This window comes from Bacillus sp. V26, assembly GCF_034296245.1.
GTDB classification, from domain to species: domain Bacteria; phylum Bacillota; class Bacilli; order Bacillales; family Bacillaceae; genus Bacillus; species Bacillus halotolerans.
In genome coordinates this window covers 1,228,135-1,246,875 of sequence record NZ_JAXKQF010000001.1, presented here as the reverse complement: position 1 = coordinate 1,246,875, position 18,741 = coordinate 1,228,135, and the positions used below count along the sequence as shown (strand labels likewise).

General features: G+C 42.8%; 18 protein-coding genes. All 18 read left to right on the top strand.

Features of this window, described 5'->3' with window-relative positions; all coding sequences use genetic code 11:
* Positions 1-24: 24 nt before the first annotated feature.
* The 18 genes from UJ203_RS06320 (at position 25) to rodZ (ending at position 18,730) form a co-directional block, all read left to right on the top strand.
* Complete coding sequence (locus tag UJ203_RS06320) at positions 25-282, top strand: YlmC/YmxH family sporulation protein (protein ID WP_010334291.1); 258 nt, start codon at positions 25-27, stop codon at positions 280-282.
* Between the two features lie 191 nt (positions 283-473).
* The gene (gene dpaA / locus UJ203_RS06315; protein WP_322009196.1) at positions 474-1,367 is read left to right on the top strand and encodes a dipicolinic acid synthetase subunit A; all 894 of its coding nucleotides are present in this window, start codon (positions 474-476) and stop codon (positions 1,365-1,367) included.
* Between the two features lie 2 nt (positions 1,368-1,369).
* Positions 1,370-1,972 (top strand): dipicolinate synthase subunit B, encoded by a 603-nt coding sequence (gene dpaB, locus UJ203_RS06310; protein ID WP_044155854.1) that lies wholly within the window; start codon positions 1,370-1,372, stop codon positions 1,970-1,972.
* A 125-nt stretch (positions 1,973-2,097) separates the two neighbouring features.
* A complete protein-coding gene (gene asd / locus UJ203_RS06305; RefSeq protein WP_322009192.1) occupies positions 2,098-3,138 on the top strand; it encodes an aspartate-semialdehyde dehydrogenase in 1,041 nt (346 codons plus the stop codon).
* Positions 3,139-3,229: 91 nt separating this feature from the next.
* Entirely contained in the window at positions 3,230-4,444 is a 1,215-nt protein-coding gene (gene dapG / locus UJ203_RS06300; RefSeq protein WP_024121441.1) for an aspartate kinase, read from the top strand.
* A gap of 30 nt (positions 4,445-4,474) precedes the next feature.
* Positions 4,475-5,347 (top strand): 4-hydroxy-tetrahydrodipicolinate synthase, encoded by an 873-nt coding sequence (gene dapA, locus UJ203_RS06295; RefSeq protein WP_024121442.1) that lies wholly within the window; start codon positions 4,475-4,477, stop codon positions 5,345-5,347.
* Positions 5,348-5,524: 177 nt separating this feature from the next.
* Complete coding sequence (rnjB, locus tag UJ203_RS06290; protein ID WP_044155851.1) at positions 5,525-7,192, top strand: ribonuclease J2; 1,668 nt, start codon at positions 5,525-5,527, stop codon at positions 7,190-7,192.
* 115 nt (positions 7,193-7,307) lie between these two features.
* Positions 7,308-8,045 carry a translocation-enhancing protein TepA gene (tepA, locus tag UJ203_RS06285; protein WP_322009188.1) on the top strand — a complete coding sequence of 246 codons (738 nt, stop codon included), beginning with the start codon at positions 7,308-7,310 and terminating at the stop codon, positions 8,043-8,045.
* Positions 8,042-8,254 carry a YlzJ-like family protein gene (locus tag UJ203_RS06280; RefSeq protein ID WP_024121444.1) on the top strand — a complete coding sequence of 71 codons (213 nt, stop codon included), beginning with the start codon at positions 8,042-8,044 and terminating at the stop codon, positions 8,252-8,254. The genes tepA and UJ203_RS06280 overlap by 4 nt, the downstream gene beginning before the upstream one ends.
* Before the next feature lie 129 nt (positions 8,255-8,383).
* On the top strand, positions 8,384-10,753 hold the full coding sequence (locus UJ203_RS06275; RefSeq protein WP_322009185.1) for a DNA translocase FtsK: 2,370 nt from the start codon (positions 8,384-8,386) through the stop codon (positions 10,751-10,753).
* 133 nt (positions 10,754-10,886) lie between these two features.
* Positions 10,887-11,612, top strand: a complete 726-nt coding sequence (locus UJ203_RS06270; protein WP_059292764.1) for a GntR family transcriptional regulator — start codon at positions 10,887-10,889, stop codon at positions 11,610-11,612.
* A gap of 135 nt (positions 11,613-11,747) precedes the next feature.
* The gene (locus UJ203_RS06265; protein WP_322009486.1) at positions 11,748-12,956 is read left to right on the top strand and encodes an MFS transporter; all 1,209 of its coding nucleotides are present in this window, start codon (positions 11,748-11,750) and stop codon (positions 12,954-12,956) included.
* 238 nt (positions 12,957-13,194) lie between these two features.
* Positions 13,195-14,472, top strand: coding sequence for an EF-P 5-aminopentanol modification-associated protein YfmF (yfmF, locus tag UJ203_RS06260; protein WP_322009181.1), 1,278 nt, complete (start codon positions 13,195-13,197; stop codon positions 14,470-14,472).
* Positions 14,469-15,755, top strand: coding sequence for an EF-P 5-aminopentanol modification-associated protein YfmH (gene yfmH / locus UJ203_RS06255; RefSeq protein ID WP_105954257.1), 1,287 nt, complete (start codon positions 14,469-14,471; stop codon positions 15,753-15,755). The genes yfmF and yfmH overlap by 4 nt, the downstream gene beginning before the upstream one ends.
* A 52-nt stretch (positions 15,756-15,807) precedes the next feature.
* Complete coding sequence (ymfI, locus tag UJ203_RS06250) at positions 15,808-16,536, top strand: elongation factor P 5-aminopentanone reductase (RefSeq protein ID WP_322009178.1); 729 nt, start codon at positions 15,808-15,810, stop codon at positions 16,534-16,536.
* 79 nt (positions 16,537-16,615) lie between these two features.
* On the top strand, positions 16,616-16,873 hold the full coding sequence (locus tag UJ203_RS06245) for a DUF3243 domain-containing protein (protein WP_024121451.1): 258 nt from the start codon (positions 16,616-16,618) through the stop codon (positions 16,871-16,873).
* Positions 16,874-17,002: 129 nt separating this feature from the next.
* Complete coding sequence (locus tag UJ203_RS06240; protein ID WP_024121452.1) at positions 17,003-17,794, top strand: DUF3388 domain-containing protein; 792 nt, start codon at positions 17,003-17,005, stop codon at positions 17,792-17,794.
* An 18-nt stretch (positions 17,795-17,812) separates the two neighbouring features.
* Positions 17,813-18,730 carry a cell shape determination protein RodZ gene (gene rodZ / locus UJ203_RS06235; protein WP_105954259.1) on the top strand — a complete coding sequence of 306 codons (918 nt, stop codon included), beginning with the start codon at positions 17,813-17,815 and terminating at the stop codon, positions 18,728-18,730.
* The last annotated feature ends 11 nt before the right edge of the window (positions 18,731-18,741 follow it).

Sequence of the window (18,741 nt, the reverse complement as noted above, 5' to 3'; positions counted from 1 at the left end):
ACATAGTACAAGGGGGTGACAGAGATGCGGCTCAGTGAATTATCCGGGAAGGAAATTGTCGACATCAAAAGAGCTGAACGGCTGGGAGTACTGGGTCAGACCGATTTAGAAATCAATGAACAGGATGGTCAGATCACAGCGCTCCTCATTCCGACAGTCAAATGGTTTGGTTTGAGAAAACACGGTCAAGACATTCGTGTCCCCTGGAATCATATTCAAAAGATCGGATCAGATATGATCATTTTAGATGTCCCTGAGGAAATTTCTCCTCACCAAGAGTAACTATAGAAAAGGCCCAACTCTGCAGGTTATGGGCTTTCATGAAAACATCCAAACATCGGCTGAGTCAGCCGATGTTTTTTTGTGTGAAAAAAGCGTATGTTTTAATTCACCGCTATTTCCTTTTGATCATAAGATGAAGGGGAGCTTAACAGCTAGGGATCCAGTATATACAAAGAAGGTGAACGTTTAACATGTTAACCGGATTGAAAATTGCAGTTATCGGCGGTGACGCAAGACAGCTCGAAATTATTAGAAAGCTCACTGAACAGCAGGCTGACATCTATCTCGTCGGTTTTGACCAATTGGATCACGGTTTTACCGGAGCTGTAAAATGCAACATTGATGAAATTCCTTATCAGCAAATAGACAGTATCATTCTTCCTGTGTCTGCGACAACAGGAGAAGGTGTCGTATCAACCGTATTTTCAAATGAAGAAGTTGTTTTAAAACAGGAGCACCTCGACCAAACGCCTGCACACTGTGTCATTTTCTCAGGGATTTCTAACGCCTATTTAGAAAACATTGCGGCTCAAGCAAACAGAAAACTTGTTAAGCTGTTTGAGCGGGATGACATTGCGATATACAATTCTATTCCGACAGTAGAGGGAACCATCATGCTGGCCATTCAGCACACAGATTATACGATACACGGATCTCAGGTGGCGGTTCTCGGGCTGGGACGCACTGGAATGACGATCGCCCGTACATTTGCCGCGCTTAGGGCGAATGTAAAGGTCGGGGCAAGAAGTTCAGCGCATCTGGCGCGCATTACCGAAATGGGGCTCGTTCCGTTTCACACTGATGAACTCAAAGAGCATGTCAAAGATATAGATATTTGTATTAATACCATACCGAGCATGATTTTGAATCCAACTGTGCTCTCTCGCATGACACCGAAAACCTTAATATTGGATCTGGCTTCACGTCCCGGCGGAACCGATTTTAAATATGCTGAAAAACAAGGGATTAAGGCACTCCTTGCCCCTGGTTTGCCGGGGATTGTCGCTCCTAAAACAGCAGGGCAGATCCTCGCCAATGTCTTGAGCAAGCTTTTGGCTGAACTACATGCTGAGGAGGGGAAATAAGAATGTCGTCATTAAAAGGGAAAAGAATCGGATTTGGACTGACCGGCTCGCATTGCACATATGAAGCGGTGTTTCCGCAAATTGAGGCGCTAGTCAATGAAGGAGCGGAAGTCCGGCCGGTTGTCACATTTACTGTAAAATCGACTGATACACGCTTTGGAGAAGGAGCGGAATGGGTTAAAAAGATTGAAGACCTTACCGGATATGAGGCAATTGATTCAATTGTAAAGGCTGAACCCCTCGGGCCAAAGCTTCCGCTGGACTGCATGGTAATTGCGCCTTTAACCGGAAATTCGATGAGCAAGCTGGCCAACGCTATGACAGACAGCCCTGTACTGATGGCTGCAAAAGCAACAATCAGAAACAATCGGCCGGTCGTTCTCGGTATATCAACAAATGACGCTCTCGGTTTAAACGGCACTAACCTAATGAGGCTCATGTCTACCAAAAATATCTTTTTTATTCCATTTGGGCAAGACGATCCCTTCAAAAAACCGAATTCAATGGTTGCCAAAATGGATCTGCTTCCTCAAACCGTTGAAAAGGCGCTGATGCATCAGCAGCTTCAGCCGATTCTCGTTGATAATTATCAGGGAAATGACTAAATATACAGAAAATCTTTCCCAAACAAAAAAATTCGGTCATCACCCGCATATTCTATGGTAAAATAAAACGTAAAATTATAGTCAAATCAATTCAATGAAGCTGATTGGCGGAAGGAGTTTTACAGATGGGAAGAGGTTTACACGTAGCTGTTGTCGGAGCGACAGGAGCTGTAGGACAACAAATGCTTAAAACACTTGAAGACAGAAATTTTGAAATGGACACACTTACATTGCTATCTTCAAAACGCTCTGCGGGCACCCAAGTCACATTTAAAGGCCAAGAGCTGACTGTACAGGAAGCTTCTCCTGAAAGCTTTGAAGGAGTAAATATTGCTTTGTTCAGCGCCGGCGGAAGCGTATCACAGGCATTGGCACCCGAAGCTGTAAAACGCGGCGCTATTGTTATAGATAATACAAGTGCGTTCCGTATGGACGAAAATACACCGCTTGTTGTGCCTGAAGTTAACGAGGCAGACTTGCACGAACACAAAGGCATTATTGCCAACCCTAACTGCTCTACAATTCAAATGGTGGCTGCGCTGGAACCGATCCGCAAAGCTTACGGCTTAAACAAAGTTATCGTATCAACTTACCAAGCGGTATCAGGAGCGGGAAATGAAGCAGTAAAAGAGCTGTACAGCCAAACAGAGGCGATTTTGAACAACGAAGAAATCAAACCAGAGATTATGCCTGTAAAAGGGGATAAAATACACTATCAAATCGCTTTCAATGCGATTCCGCAAATTGATAAATTCCAAGATAACGGCTATACGTTTGAGGAAATGAAAATGATAAATGAAACGAAAAAAATCATGCACATGCCTGAGCTTCAAGTAGCGGCTACATGTGTGAGACTTCCGATTGAAACCGGCCATTCAGAGTCCGTTTACATCGAGGTAGACCGAGATGACGCTACTGTGGAAGATATTAAAAATCTATTAAAAGAAGCTCCTGGCATTACACTTCAGGACGACCCGAGCCAGCAGCTTTATCCGATGCCTGCCGATGCAGTCGGCAAAAACGATGTGTTTGTAGGCCGCATCCGCAAAGACTTGGACAGAGCAAACGGTTTTCATTTATGGGTAGTTTCTGATAACCTATTAAAAGGCGCGGCATGGAACTCTGTTCAAATTGCAGAAAGCCTGAAAAAACTAAACCTCGTATAAAAGAAAGAATTTCCCAAAGACGAATAGAAGAGAGTAAGGCGCAAATAGCCTGCTCTCTTCTGTTACGTCCGAATAATTTGGAGTGAAAACAGTGAAGATAATTGTTCAGAAGTTTGGCGGGACATCTGTAAAAGATGACAAAGGCCGTAAACTGGCTTTAGAGCACATTAAAGAAGCAATCAGTGAAGGATATAAGGTTGTCGTTGTCGTTTCTGCGATGGGCCGGAAGGGTGATCCGTACGCAACAGACTCTCTGTTGGGACTGCTTTACGGCGACCAGTCTGCGATTTCCCCGAGAGAGCAGGATCTGCTTTTATCATGCGGAGAGACGATTTCTTCTGTCGTCTTTACGAGCATGCTGCTGGATAACGGTGTAAAAGCATCTGCACTGACAGGGGCTCAGGCTGGCTTTCTAACGAATGATCAGCATACAAATGCGAAAATCCTTGAAATGAAACCGGAGCGTTTATTCAGTGTGCTTGCGAATCATGACGCAGTAGTCGTCGCAGGATTCCAAGGCGCTACTGAAAAGGGCGATACAACAACGATCGGAAGAGGGGGCAGCGATACGTCTGCAGCTGCACTTGGGGCGGCAATTGACGCTGAATACATCGATATTTTCACAGATGTTGAAGGTGTGATGACTGCTGATCCGAGAGTAGTGGAAAACGCGAAACCGCTTCCTGTGGTAACATATACAGAAATCTGCAACCTGGCGTACCAGGGAGCGAAAGTGATTCATCCGCGAGCTGTGGAGATTGCGATGCAGGCTAAGGTTCCGATTCGCGTCCGCTCAACATATTCCAAAGATAAAGGCACATTGGTGACATCACATCATTCTTCCAATGTCGGCAGTGATGTTTTTGAACGGCTGATTACCGGAATTGCCCATGTCAAAGATGTCACACAGTTCAAAGTGCCTTCAAAAATCGGTCAGTATAACGTTCAGACTGAAGTTTTTAAAGCGATGGCGAGTGCAGGAATCAGCGTTGATTTCTTTAACATTACACCTAGTGAAATCGTTTATACGGTGGCTGGGAACAAGACGGAAACAGCTCAGCGCATCTTAATGGATATGGGTTATGACCCGATGGTGACGAAAAACTGTGCAAAAGTTTCGGCGGTCGGTGCCGGTATCATGGGCGTCCCGGGTGTAACGTCTAAAATTGTGACAGCTTTATCAGAGAAAGAGATTCCTATTCTGCAGTCGGCGGACAGCCACACGACCATCTGGGTGCTTGTCCATGAAGAGGACATGGTTCCTGCTGTAAACGCTTTGCATGAAGTGTTTGAACTTTCTAAGTAAATGTGATTGAATCATGATGAGGTGAAAAAAATGAATTTCGGAAATGTGTCTACAGCTATGATTACACCTTTTGATAATAAAGGGAATGTAGACTTTCAAAAGTTGTCTACACTGATTGATTACTTGTTGAAAAACGGAACAGATTCTTTAGTAGTAGCGGGAACAACAGGAGAATCTCCAACCCTTTCAACAGAAGAAAAAATAGCGCTATTTGAATATACGGTCAAAGAAGTGAACGGCCGGGTGCCTGTCATTGCGGGTACTGGCAGCAACAATACGAAAGATTCCATTAAGCTGACCAAAAAAGCTGAGGAAGCAGGCGTAGATGCGGTGATGCTTGTTACGCCGTATTATAATAAACCTTCACAAGAAGGAATGTATCAGCATTTTAAAGCTGTTGCTTCTGAAACATCTCTTCCGGTTATGCTGTACAATGTGCCGGGCCGCACCGTTGCTTCTCTTGCTCCTGAGACGACAATCCGTTTGGCGGCAGATATTCCGAATGTTGTTGCGATTAAAGAAGCGAGCGGAGATCTCGAAGCGATTACAAAAATTGTTGCGGAAACGCCTGAAGATTTCTCCGTTTATTCTGGGGATGACGCCTTGACGCTTCCTGTTCTGTCAGTAGGAGGAAGAGGTGTCGTTTCAGTCGCAAGCCATATAGTAGGCTCTGATATGCAGCAAATGATCAAAAATTATACAAATGGGCAAACAGCTAACGCGGCACTGATTCACCAGAAACTGCTGCCGATTATGAAGGAACTGTTTAAAGCGCCTAACCCGGCTCCTGTGAAAACAGCTCTTCAGCTGAAAGGCCTTGATGTCGGTTCAGTGCGTCTTCCTCTTATCCCATTAAACGAAGATGAACGTCTGAGCTTAAGCAGCGCGATCAGCGAACTGTAAGAAAAATTTCATACAGTGAAACAAACGCGGTCATTCTCATTCCACCTGAGTTTGACCGTTTCTTATACATATTGGTTTTCCCTAAACCTTCTGCTTTATCTTGTTTTCTAAATTTACTTTCAGTTATAATAGGAACAAGTGATGATGGACGGGTATGAGACTAGGAGGATATAGATTTTGAAAAAGAAAAATACAGAAAACGTTAGAATTATCGCCCTTGGCGGTGTCGGAGAAATTGGGAAGAACCTTTATGTCATCGAAATTGATTCAGACATATTTGTCGTTGATGCCGGCCTTATGCATCCAGAAAACGAAATGCTCGGTATTGATGTGGTGATTCCTGACATTTCATATTTGATTGAACGATCTGACCGCGTTAAGGCTATCTTTTTAACTCATGGGCATGATGAGAATATCGGCGGCGTTTTTTACTTATTAAACAAGCTGTCTGTTCCTGTATACGGAACAAAGCTGACGCTTGCACTATTAAGAGAAAAATTAAAACAATACGGACATAACCGAAAAGCTGATTTAAGAGAAATTCACTCAAAATCTGTCATTACATTTGAATCAACAAAGGTATCGTTCTTTAATACGATCCACAGTATCCCTGATTCAGTAGGCGTCAGTTTAAAAACATCACTTGGATCTATTGTATGCACGGGAGACTTCAAATTTGACCAAACACCCGCACTTAATCAATCGTGCGACATTGGCGAGATTGCTAAAATCGGCAACAGCGGCGTACTTGCTCTGCTTTCTGACAGTGCTAATGCAGAACGTCCGGGTTACACCCCTTCGGAGGCTGCTGTCAGCGGAGAGATTTCGGACGCGCTGTACAATTCAGAGAACCGGGTAATCATTGCCGTTTTCGCATCCAATATTAACCGGATTCAGCAAGTCATTCATGCAGCGGCTCAAAATGGCAGAAAGATTGCCATTGCCGGAAAAAACCTTCAATCGATCCTTCAGCTTGCAAGAAAGCTTGGATATATTGAAGCAGATGATGAACTGTTTATTTCGATTCAGGACGTCAAAAAATATCCGAAGCGCGAAGTAGCGATTGTAACTGCCGGCAGCCATGGTGAACCGTTGGCAGCTCTGACAAGAATGGCAAACAAAGCTCACAAGCAGCTGAATATCGAAGAAGGGGATACAGTTGTCATTGCATCCACTCCGATCCCTGGGCAGGAACTCATTTATTCTAAAACAGTTGATTTGCTTGCCAGAGCCGGCGCACAAGTCATTTTTGCCCAAAAGCGTGTGCATGTATCTGGACACGGCTCACAGGAAGAGTTAAAGCTGATGATTAATCTGCTTAAACCAAAATATTTAATTCCTGTAAACGGCGAATACAGAATGCAAAAGGCTCATTCAAAAATCGCTGAAGAAATCGGCATGAAGCGCAGTGATATCTTCTTAATTGAAAAAGGGGACGTTGTCGAGTTCCGCGGCCAAAACGTAAAGATCGGTGATAAAGTGCCATACGGCAATATTTTAATCGACGGTTTAGGTGTAGGCGACATCGGAAATATTGTGCTGAGAGACCGCCGCTTACTTTCACAAGACGGCATACTGATTGTTGTCATTACACTTGATAAACAAAAGAAACATCTTGTATCAGGTCCTGAGATTATCACACGCGGTTTTGTTTATGTAAGAGAGTCTGAAGGCCTTATCGTACAGGCTACTGAGCTTGTACGCTCTATCGTGACAGAAGCAACTGAAACATCAAACGTTGAATGGTCAACGCTTAAGCAGGCAATGCGAGATGCTTTGAACCAATTCCTATATGAAAAAACAAAACGTAAACCGATGATCATCCCAATTATTATGGAAGTCTAATGTAAACGTAAGACCGGACCTGTTCCGGTCTTTATTTTTTTGCCTGTTAAGCCGGGATTGAATTGAAGATCTTTGTTCATAATACAAAGAGAAACTCGGAAAGGGTGAAAGCGAAATGGATCATCGTATGGAAAATTCAGAAGAAGAACGTCCCGAAAAAAATGATACGAAAGACAGCATTATGAATAAAATACAGCAGCTAGGGGAAACGACACTTCCGCAGCTGCCGCAAGATACAAATATCCATTGTCTGACCATTATCGGACAAATAGAAGGCCATGTTCAGCTGCCTCCGCAAAACAAAACAACAAAATATGAGCATGTCATCCCGCAAATCGTTGCCATTGAGCAGAATCCAAAAATTGAAGGTTTGCTTATTATATTAAATACAGTCGGCGGAGATGTGGAAGCAGGCCTTGCAATTGCTGAAATGCTCGCATCTTTGTCAAAACCGACCGTCTCCATCGTACTTGGCGGAGGACATTCCATCGGTGTACCAATTGCGGTATCTTGTGATTACAGCTATATTGCTGAAACAGCTACCATGACGATTCATCCCGTTCGTCTGACGGGACTGGTAATCGGTGTGCCTCAAACCTTTGAATACTTGGATAAGATGCAAGAAAGAGTCGTTAAATTTGTAACAAGCCATTCAAATGTAGATGAAGATAAGTTTAAAGAGCTGATGTTTTCAAAAGGAAACTTAACACGCGATATTGGAACAAATGTCGTCGGCAAGGATGCCGTCGAGTATGGACTGATTGATCACGTCGGCGGAGTCGGACAAGCGATTCATAAATTAAATGAGCTGATCGAGGAAGCGAGAGAAGAAGAAGGACGGATGATTCAATGATTTTGTATACCACGATGCCGCAGGAAATTGTTTTCGCGGAACAGAACCAACAGCCAAGTGCACACGAGCAAATTGAGTATAGAGGTGTTCCGCTTCTTGTCGAGATGAAAGGCAATGAAGCAGAGGTTATTCAAGTCATGAGCACTAATCCTATGCACTTTCTGCATCCGGATATTTCTCCGGGACAAAAGCTAAAATTAAACGTATAAGATTCCGGCCCTTTTTTAAGGGCAAAATATGCTATAATAGGGGAATCCTACAGAAAAACGCAGCCAGTAAACGGCTGCTTTCTTCATTATGTATGAACTTACATTTTTTAACGCAGTAAGGTGATGAGTGTGGCAAAGAAAAAAAGAAAATCGAGAAAAAAACAGGCAAAACAGCTCAACATAAAATTTGAATTAAACGGATTGCTGTGCATTGCTATCTCAATTATCGCCATTTTACAGCTTGGTGTAGTGGGACAAACCTTTATCTACTTGTTCCGTTTTTTCGCTGGTGAGTGGTTTATTTTATGCTTGTTAGGCTTATTCGTTTTAGGGGTTTCCCTATTTTGGAAGAAAAAAACGCCGAGTCTTTTAACGAGACGAAAGGCAGGGCTGTACTGCATCATTGCAAGCATATTGCTGCTTTCTCATGTGCAGCTGTTTAAAAATTTGACGAACAGAGGATCCATTGAGTCTGCCAGCGTGATTCGCAATACATGGGAATTATTTTTAATGGACATGAATGGGAGCTCTGCTTCACCTGATTTAGGCGGGGGGATGATCGGGGCGCTTCTGTTTGCGGCTTCACACTTTTTGTTTGCATCAACCGGTTCTCAAATTATGGCGATTGTAATGATTTTGATCGGAATGATTCTGGTCACGGGGCGTTCTCTTCAAGAAACGCTGAAAAAGTGGATGAGCCCGATCGGCCGTTTCATCAAAGAACAATGGTTTGCTTTTATTGATGATATGAAATCAGTCAAAACAAATATGAAATCATCGAAAAAAGCGAAAGCCAATACCAGTAAAAAACAAAAGCCGACGCGCACAAAACAGCAAATGGACCCCGAGCCCGCTGCTGAAGAAGAGGAGGAGGAAATGGTATCGCCTCTCATTCATTCAGAGCCGATTATCTCAAGCTTTTCAGACCGGAATGAAGCGGAAGAGCCTCCGGCAGCTGCAGTAAAACGAATTGAGCCGGCCACAGAACCGCTTCAGGAAAATCAGTCCGAGGCTGACCATAATGAAACGGCAGCTGCTCCGCCAATGACCTTTACAGAACTTGAAAATAAAGATTATCAGATGCCGTCATTAGATTTATTAGCTGATCCCAAGCATACCGGCCAGCAGGCTGATAAAAAAAATATTTATGAAAATGCCAGAAAGCTTGAACGCACGTTCCAAAGCTTCGGCGTAAAGGCGAAAGTGACACAGGTTCATCTTGGGCCGGCTGTCACGAAATATGAAGTGTATCCGGATGTCGGAGTAAAGGTAAGCAAGATAGTCAACCTAAGTGACGATTTAGCGCTTGCGTTAGCTGCAAAAGACATAAGGATTGAGGCGCCTATTCCAGGTAAATCTGCCATCGGAATAGAAGTGCCAAACGCGGAAGTGGCTATGGTATCGCTGAAGGAAGTGCTTGAGTCAAAACTTAATGACAGACCTGATGCAAAACTGTTAATCGGACTTGGCCGTAATATTTCGGGTGAAGCTGTGCTTGCTGAATTAAACAAAATGCCTCATTTGCTTGTCGCAGGTGCGACCGGGAGCGGAAAAAGTGTCTGTGTCAACGGCATTATTACAAGTATTCTGATGCGCGCTAAACCGCATGAAGTGAAAATGATGATGATTGATCCAAAAATGGTTGAACTGAATGTGTACAATGGGATTCCGCATTTGCTTGCTCCGGTGGTAACTGATCCGAAAAAAGCATCACAAGCTTTGAAAAAGGTTGTCAATGAAATGGAACGTCGGTACGAATTGTTTTCTCATACAGGAACAAGAAATATTGAAGGGTACAATGATTATATAAAACGCTCCAATAATGAGGGAGAGGCAAAACAGCCAGAGCTGCCGTATATCGTGGTCATTGTGGACGAGCTAGCTGATCTCATGATGGTAGCTTCATCTGATGTAGAAGACTCGATTACGAGATTGTCCCAAATGGCACGGGCTGCCGGCATCCATCTTATTATTGCGACACAGCGTCCGTCAGTTGACGTCATTACAGGGGTCATCAAGGCAAATATTCCGTCACGAATCGCATTCAGTGTCTCTTCACAGACGGATTCAAGGACCATTTTGGATATGGGGGGCGCTGAGAAGCTTTTAGGACGAGGAGATATGCTGTTTTTACCTGTCGGGGCTAATAAACCTGTCCGTGTACAAGGAGCATTTTTGTCAGATGAAGAAGTGGAGCAGGTCGTAGATCATGTCATTACGCAGCAAAAAGCTCAATATCAGGAAGAAATGATTCCTGAGGAAACAACGGAAACCCATACTGAGATTACCGATGACCTTTATGATGAAGCCGTCGAATTAATCGTCGGCATGCAGACTGCATCCGTATCGATGCTGCAAAGAAGGTTCAGAATCGGGTATACGAGAGCGGCACGCCTGATTGATGCAATGGAAGAACGCGGCATAGTTGGCCCGTATGAAGGCAGCAAACCAAGGGAAGTCTTAATATCAAAAGAAAAACATGATGAGCTCTCTTCTTAAATGAAGAGAGTTTAGTAACAATAATAACATTATGTAAACAGTACACCTTTCTATTTATTTTTTCGACAAAACATGATATAGTTGTCCCAATTGTTCAATAATTTTTATCGAAAGTGGTTTACGGAGGGGAAACATGTCTACAAAAGCTGATAATCGGCACTTGTATTTAAAAGTGATTGAACGAATAAAAGAGGATATTAAAAATGGAATCTACACTGAGAAAGAAAAGCTCCCTTCTGAATTTGAGCTTTCCAAAAAGCTTGGTGTCAGCCGGGCGACTTTGCGTGAAGCACTGCGGATATTGGAAGAAGAGCATGTGATTATCAGAAGGCATGGTGTAGGAACTTTTGTCCATTCTAAGCCGTTATTTCTTTCGGGCATTGAACAGCTGAACAGTGTAACCAAGATGATTGAACAGGCTAATATGATTCCAGGAACGATTTTTCTTTCATCTCAAGTGCTTATGCCGTCTGATGATGATATCAAGAGATTTCATTTGACATCAGGACAGGAAGTTTTTTATCTTGAACGTGTCAGAACGGCAAACGGACAGCCGATTGTGTATTGTATTGACAAAATTCCGATGGATATATTGCCGGATTCTTTTTCTCACCAGCAAGAGTCTATGTTTGACCTGCTTGAGAAAAATTCAGGCTCTGTCATCAGCTACGCTGTAACTGATATTGAGCCGATCGGCTATCATGATACGATTTCTCCAGTGCTGGAATGCGATCCGGAAACAGCTCTTTTGCTGTTAAAACAAACGCATTACGATCAGCATGATAAACCGGTGCTTTATTCATTAAATTATTTCAGAGCCGACAAATTCAGATTCCATGTTTTGCGTAAACGATTCTAAAAACAGACACCTGTGATGTGTCTGTTTTTTTATTTGCCTGGTTTATGTTTCTTTGTACATACTTTTACTGCGGTTAACGCAAGATATAAAGGATGACAAAGTGAATGGGTGAAAATGTTGAAAGAAAAAATAGGAATGAAAAATATTATTGCTCTGGCTTCCGTACCGCTTGTTATGACATTAGGGAACTCCATGCTGATTCCCGTGCTTCCGATGATGGAGAAAAAGCTGTCGGTCAGTTCATTTCAAGTGTCATTAATTATCACTGTATATTCGGTGGTAGCGATCATTTGCATTCCGATCGCGGGGTACCTGTCGGATAGATTTGGCAGAAAAAAAGTGCTGCTCCCATGCCTTCTTATTGCGGGAATAGGGGGAGCTGTGGCTGCTTTTGCTTCGACATATATAGACAATCCTTACGCTATGATCTTGGCCGGACGGGTTCTTCAAGGCATCGGATCAGCGGGTGCAGCTCCCATCGTCATGCCGTTTATCGGCGATCTGTTTGAGGGGGATGATGAAAAGGTCAGTGCCGGTCTTGGCGATATTGAGACCGCTAACACCTCCGGAAAAGTGCTGAGTCCCATACTGGGCGCCTTACTTGCCTCCTGGTACTGGTTCGTCCCGTTTTGGTTTATTCCGTTTTTCTGTTTGATCAGCTTTTTGCTCGTATTGTTTCTGGTCGAGAAGCCTGAAGAAGATGAGGATGCACCTACAATTTCAGAGTTCCTCAAGAATGTGCGGAAAATCTTTAAACAGGATGGACGCTGGCTCTACACAGTTTTTATTATTGGATGCGTCATTATGTTTTTATTATTTGGCGTATTATTTTACTTATCAGACACGCTAGAGAATAAATATACAATTGACGGAGTGGCCAAAGGCGGGCTGCTGGCGATACCTCTTTTATTCCTGTCCAGCAGTTCTTTTATAGCGGGTAAAAAGATCGGCAAAGATAAGGCAAGAATGAAATTTTGCGTCGTTACAGGGATGATTATGTTAAGCCTGTCTTTTATCGGCTTGTGGTGGAACCACAGTTTTTATTTTTTATTTATCTTTTTGAGTTTTGGGGGAATTGGAATCGGAATGGCGCTTCCTGCTTTAGATGCGCTGATAACAGAAGGGATTGAGAGTGAGGAATGCGGAACTATTTCCTCATTTTATAATAGTATGCGCTTTATTGGAGTAGCTCTCGGGCCGCCTGTGTTTGCGGCATTGATGTCTAATGCAAGCTGGCTTATCTTCATTCTTTCCGCGTTTTGCGGGATTGTTTCCTTATTTCTGGTGCTCTTTAATGTAGATGCTAAAAAAAGTGAAGAAGAAAAAAACTTAGGGACGGTTTGACACACCGTCTTTTTTTGCTGAGAAAAATAGTGAATCTTGGCAGAAAATTTGTGAATAAGAGGGATCAAGCAGGAAGCTCTTTTTTATTTCCCAATAGCAGACGAACAATTAATGCGTAAGAGGTTATTGTTTCCTTATAAATCCTACAGTTGCTATAATTACATGAAAGAGTGTTTCTGCGAATGCTGAAATTTGGTCATAATACATACTAATAAGAAATGAACGAAGGAGGTTTCACATGTCATATGTCAATGAAGTCAAAACAAAGCACGGCGGTTTAACCGCACATATTGTAGAAACAGAAAAATTTAAAACCGTCTCGCTTATCTTTAAAATGCTAGCGCCCTTAACAAAGGAGCAAGTTACGAAAAGAGCGCTGTTCCCGCATGTGCTGCTTCGAGGAACAGAAAACCGTCCGAAAACTGCAGAATTGCGTTCTTATCTGGATGAACTTTACGGCACGTCTGTTTCGGCTGATCTCTCGAAAAAAGGTGAACAGCATGTAATTACATTCAGACTTGAAATTCCAAATGAAAAATATTTAAAAGATCAGACACCGCTCCTTGAAAAAGGGCTGCAGCTTCTCGCAGAAATCGTCTTTTCACCTGCTTTGGAAGCAGGCGTTTTTCAATCGCAATATGTGGATCAAGAAAAACGAACGCTGAAGCAAAGAATTCAAGCAGTTTATGATGATAAAATGCGTTACTCTAATCTAAGGCTTATACAGGAAATGTGTAAAAACGAACCTTACTCGCTGCACGTCAATGGTGAGATCGACGATGTGGATGCCATTACGGCCGATCAATTATATGAAACATACCGACACGCGATCCAAAAAGACCAGCTTGATTTATATGTCGTCGGCGATGTTGACAGTAAACAAGTGCAAGCTGCTATTGAACATTATTTTCAAACAGAGGAACGCACCCTGGATGCATTTGCAAACAATCATGCTGAACAACCTGAACCCAAAGAAGTCATTGATGAAGTAGACGTCAAACAAGGCAAGCTGAATATTGGCTATCGGACCAATATTACCTTTACGGATCAGGATTATTCAGCTTTACAAGTTTTTAACGGAATGTTCGGCGGCTTTTCTCATTCCAAGCTTTTCATTAACGTTCGGGAAAAAGCCAGTCTCGCTTATTACGCAGCCTCGCGTATCGATAGCTTTAAAGGTTTATTAATGGTGATGTCAGGAATTGAAGTGAAAAACTACAAACAAGCCGTCTCTATTATTGCCGAGCAATTTCAGGCTATGAAAAACGGGGAGTTCAGTGAGCAAGACATCTCTCAGACGAAAGCCATGATTCGGAATCAGGTGCTGGAAACAATTGATACTGCGTACGGTTTATCTGAATTTCTATATCAGCAGGCCGCTGCCCAAGTCGATATTCCGATCGAAGATTTCCTTGCCAATATTGAGCAGGTGACAAAAGAGGATATCATTAAAGTCGGCGAAAAGATTCAGCTTGATACGACTTATTTCTTAAAAGGGACGGAGGGTGCATCTTGATAAAACCAATCGAATTTGAACAGCTTCAGGAGACGCTGTATCATGAAAAAATGTCAAACGGCCTGGACGTATACGTTTTGCCGAAAAAAGGCTTCAACAAGACATATGCGGTATTCACAACAAAGTACGGATCTATAGATAATCAGTTTGTCCCTCTTGGAAAAGACGAGATGGTTCAAGTTCCGGACGGGATTGCCCATTTTCTTGAACATAAGCTGTTTGAAAAAGCTGATGGAGATGTTTTTCAAGATTTCAGTAAACAGGGCGCCTCTGCCAATGCGTTCACGTCATTTACAAGAACGGCTTATCTTTTCTCAAGCACGTCAAATGTGGAACGCAATTTGGAGACACTGATTGATTTTGTGCAGGACCCTTATTTTACAGAAAAAACGGTGGAAAAGGAAAAAGGGATTATCGGCCAGGAAATTAACATGTATGATGATAACCCTGACTGGAGGCTTTACTTCGGGGTGATTGAAAACATGTACAAAGATCATCCTGTCAAAATTGACATAGCCGGAACGGTTGAAAGTATATCACATATCACAAAGGACCTTCTTTATGAATGCTATGAGACGTTTTATCATCCGAGCAATATGCTCCTCTTTATAGTCGGCCCTGTTGATCCTGAAGCTATCATTTCTCAGGTAAGAGAAAATCAGGAAAGAAAACCGTATACAGATCAGCCGGAAATTAAACGGGAAGAAGTAAAAGAGCAAGAAGCTGTTTTCCGGAAAGAAAAAGAAATTAAAATGAATGTTCAGGGACCGAAATGTCTCGTCGGACTGAAATCAAAGCATCCGTATAAATTAGGGAAAGAGCTGCTCAAGCATGAACTTGCAATGAACCTATTGCTTGAATCTTTGTTCGGCAAAAGCTCTGCCCAATATGAGTCCCTTTATGAAAAAGGGTATATAGATGAAACGTTCAGTTTTGATTTTACGGCTGAATATGGGTTCGGTTTTGCGGCCATTGGCGGGGATACGCCTGAACCGGATAAATTGGCTGAAGACATTTCAGGCAATCTGCTTCGTGCCGGTGAAATCATCACCGCTGAGAAGATAGAACTTGCCAGAAAGAAAAAAATCGGATCATTTTTAAAGGCTTTAAACTCACCTGAATACATCGCTAACCAATTCACTCGCTATGCATTTTTGGAGATGAGCCTGTTTGATATCGTAACTGTTCTCGAGCAGATCACCCTTGAGGATGTGCAGCAAATCATACAAGAGGAAATTGCTGAAGACAGACTGACTGTCTGCAAAGTGGTTCCTAAATCTTAACATGCATCCCTCCAATGTGAGGGGTGTTTTTCTGCGGAAAGAAGGAAAGAGGATGAAAAAAACAGCATTAGTCACCGGGGCGAGCGGCGGTATCGGCAAAAGCATAAGTGAATCGCTTGCAGCAGAGGGGTATGATCTGCTTTTGCACTACAATCAGAATGAAAGCGCGGCTGCAGAGCTTGCTGAAAAACTGAAACGGTCATTTGGCATATATGCTGATATTTTGCAAGGAGATCTCTCCACTCCCACTGGCGCTGATGAACTAACAAAATCAATTGTTCAGCCGGTTGATGCGATCGTTTTAAACAGCGGTAGAAGCCATTTCGGGCTGATTACTGATGTAGATAATGCTACGGTACAGGAAATGGTTCAGCTGCATGTAGCAAGTCCTTACATGCTGACGAGAAACCTTCTTCCAGGCATGATCCGTAACAAATCGGGAGCGATCGTGGCAGTCAGCTCTATTTGGGGAGAGACTGGCGCATCGTGTGAGGTGCTGTACAGCATGGCAAAGGGAGCCCAGCACTCGTTTGTAAAAGGACTGGCTAAGGAGCTGGCCCCAAGCGGTATCAGGGTCAACGCAGTAGCGCCGGGTGCTGTAGATACAAACATGATGAATCAATTCAAACCGGATGAATTAGAAGAGATCGCTGATGAAATCCCGATCGGCAGGCTTGCACAGCCGAAAGAAGTTGCCGAGGCAGCAGCATTTCTCCTGTCTGAAAAAGCTTCCTATATTACTGGACAGATTCTGTCAGTTAACGGCGGCTGGCACTGCTGAAGCAAAATAAAATGTGTATAGTTTCTTTTAAGAAGGACAAAATAATTTTGTAACTTCACATGAAATGGAGGAAACTCACATGTCAGTATTAGAAAACTGGGATAACTGGAAGAATTTCCTTGGTGATCGTTTAAACTATGCGCAAGAAAAAGGCATGAGTCAGGACACCATCACTGACCTTGCTACAGAAATCGGCGGTTACCTGGCTAATGAAGTGGATTCTAAGAACGAGCAGGAAAAAGTGCTGGCAGATCTTTGGAGCGTAGCATCTAAAGAAGAACAGCACGCCATTGCCAATATGATGGTTAAGCTTGTTGAAAATAACAGCACTCATTAAGAAGAGAGGAGATTTTTCCTCTCTTTTTTATGTTTTCCCCATCACAGCAACATTCTTCTTTCTAATTAGAGAAAAATGCTTTATGATAAAGGAAGGTAAAATTTTGCCACAATGAAGGGGGTATATCATTTGGCAAAGCTCGAATGGTATTTTGAATATGAAATTCAAGTGAACCGCCCCGGACTGCTCGGGGATATTTCATCTCTTCTCGGGATGCTTTCTATTAACATCGTAACGATAAACGGCGTCGATCTTTCCAGAAGGGGAATGCTGCTCAGGTGCCGCCATATAGATCAAATTAAACGATTAGAATCAATCTTAAAAACGATGGAAACAATTAAAGTAACGAAGCTGAGAGAACCAAGGCTTCGCGACCGCCTCGCCGTGCGTCACGGCCGGTACATCCAGAGGGATGCCGATGATAAGAAAACATTCCGCTTTGAACGGGACGAGCTGGGCTTATTAGTCGATTTTATGGCCGAACTGTTCAAAAAAGAAGGCCATAAATTAATCGGGATCCGGGGAATGCCGCGCGTCGGGAAAACGGAGTCAATCGTAGCTTCCAGCGTATGCGCCAGCAAAAGGTGGCTGTTTGTGTCATCTACCTTGCTGAAACAGACAATCAGAAGCCAGCTGATTGCCGATGAATACAGTACTGAAAATGTCTTTATCATTGACGGCATTGTATCGACAAGAAGAGGATCAGAACGCCATCTGCAGCTGGTGAGGGAAATCATGAGGCTGCCTGCTACAAAAGTGGTGGAGCATCCGGACATATTCGTTCAAAATACAGAGTATACACTAGATGACTTTGATTATATTATTGAACTGAGAAATGATCCTGATGAGGTTATTACATATGAACATGCTGAAGAACCCCAAATGTTTGATCAATCCGGGTTTTCAAGCTTTGATTTTTAAAATTGGAAGGTGTTTGTTGTGACTGAACTAGGAATCCGGCTGAAAGAAGCCAGAGAGGAAAAAGCAATGTCATTGGATGATCTCCAAGCAGCAACTAAGATTCAAAAAAGGTATTTAACCGCCTTGGAGGAAGGAAATTATGACATTATTCCGGGTAAGTTTTATGTCCGGGCTTTCATCAAGCAATATGCGGAAGCCGTCGGGCTTGATGCTGACCAATTGTTTGAGGAGCATAAAAAAGATATCCCGAATACGTATCATGACGATGTGTCTGAAAAAATCTCCGGCATGAATCTCCAGAAGGAAATGCCAAAGCCTGCTTCTAAGGCGCTGGAATTGCTGCCTACAATACTTGTGATTCTCGGCGTGATTGTCGTGATCGCCATTGTTTACGCTATAATTCAGTTTGCGAATCATAAAAACGATGATAATAGCAATGCGGCATCAGAAAAATCAATCGCGAAAAGTGAAAGCAAGTATGAGATCCCTAAAGATTCAACGCTGAAAGAGAATCAAACCAACAGCTCTGAAAAAGAGACAGACACGAAAAAAGAAACGAAAGACAAAGAAGATAAAAAAGTTAAAAAAGAAGACAGTGACAAACTAGAGATGAAAGCAACTGGCACTGAAGGATCTGTAACAACTTATGAAGTGTCCGGTGCTGATAAAATCGAGCTTGAGCTGAAGGCTTCAGACAGCTCTTGGATTCGAGTGCGTGATGAAAACAGCAGCTCTCTTAAAGAGGGTACACTGAAAAAAGACGAAACGTATAAAAAAGACATAACTGATCAGAAACAAGTTGAAATCCGCACAGGATATGCACCTAACCTGAAAATAAAAATCAACGGTGAGGTTCTTTCATATAAACTTGATCCTAAAGAAGTGATGGCACAAACAATAAAGATTGTAAATAAAAAGGAAGAAAAGTCATCTTAATCACCAGATGA

Bases quoted from the DNA above. Each gene is read 5' to 3' on its own strand.
- tepA (WP_322009188.1), top strand. From the start codon at position 7,308: ATGGATCATCGTATGGAAAATTCAGAAGAAGAACGTCCCGAAAAAAAT.
- asd (WP_322009192.1), top strand. From the start codon at position 2,098: ATGGGAAGAGGTTTACACGTAGCTGTTGTCGGAGCGACAGGAGCTGTA.
- ymfI (WP_322009178.1), top strand. From the start codon at position 15,808: ATGAAAAAAACAGCATTAGTCACCGGGGCGAGCGGCGGTATCGGCAAA.
- dpaA (WP_322009196.1), top strand. From the start codon at position 474: ATGTTAACCGGATTGAAAATTGCAGTTATCGGCGGTGACGCAAGACAG.
- UJ203_RS06320 (WP_010334291.1), top strand. From the start codon at position 25: ATGCGGCTCAGTGAATTATCCGGGAAGGAAATTGTCGACATCAAAAGA.
- UJ203_RS06280 (WP_024121444.1), top strand. From the start codon at position 8,042: ATGATTTTGTATACCACGATGCCGCAGGAAATTGTTTTCGCGGAACAG.
- yfmF (WP_322009181.1), top strand. From the start codon at position 13,195: ATGTCATATGTCAATGAAGTCAAAACAAAGCACGGCGGTTTAACCGCA.
- dpaB (WP_044155854.1), top strand. From the start codon at position 1,370: ATGTCGTCATTAAAAGGGAAAAGAATCGGATTTGGACTGACCGGCTCG.
- UJ203_RS06270 (WP_059292764.1), top strand. From the start codon at position 10,887: ATGTCTACAAAAGCTGATAATCGGCACTTGTATTTAAAAGTGATTGAA.
- dapA (WP_024121442.1), top strand. From the start codon at position 4,475: ATGAATTTCGGAAATGTGTCTACAGCTATGATTACACCTTTTGATAAT.
- UJ203_RS06265 (WP_322009486.1), top strand. From the start codon at position 11,748: ATGAAAAATATTATTGCTCTGGCTTCCGTACCGCTTGTTATGACATTA.
- UJ203_RS06245 (WP_024121451.1), top strand. From the start codon at position 16,616: ATGTCAGTATTAGAAAACTGGGATAACTGGAAGAATTTCCTTGGTGAT.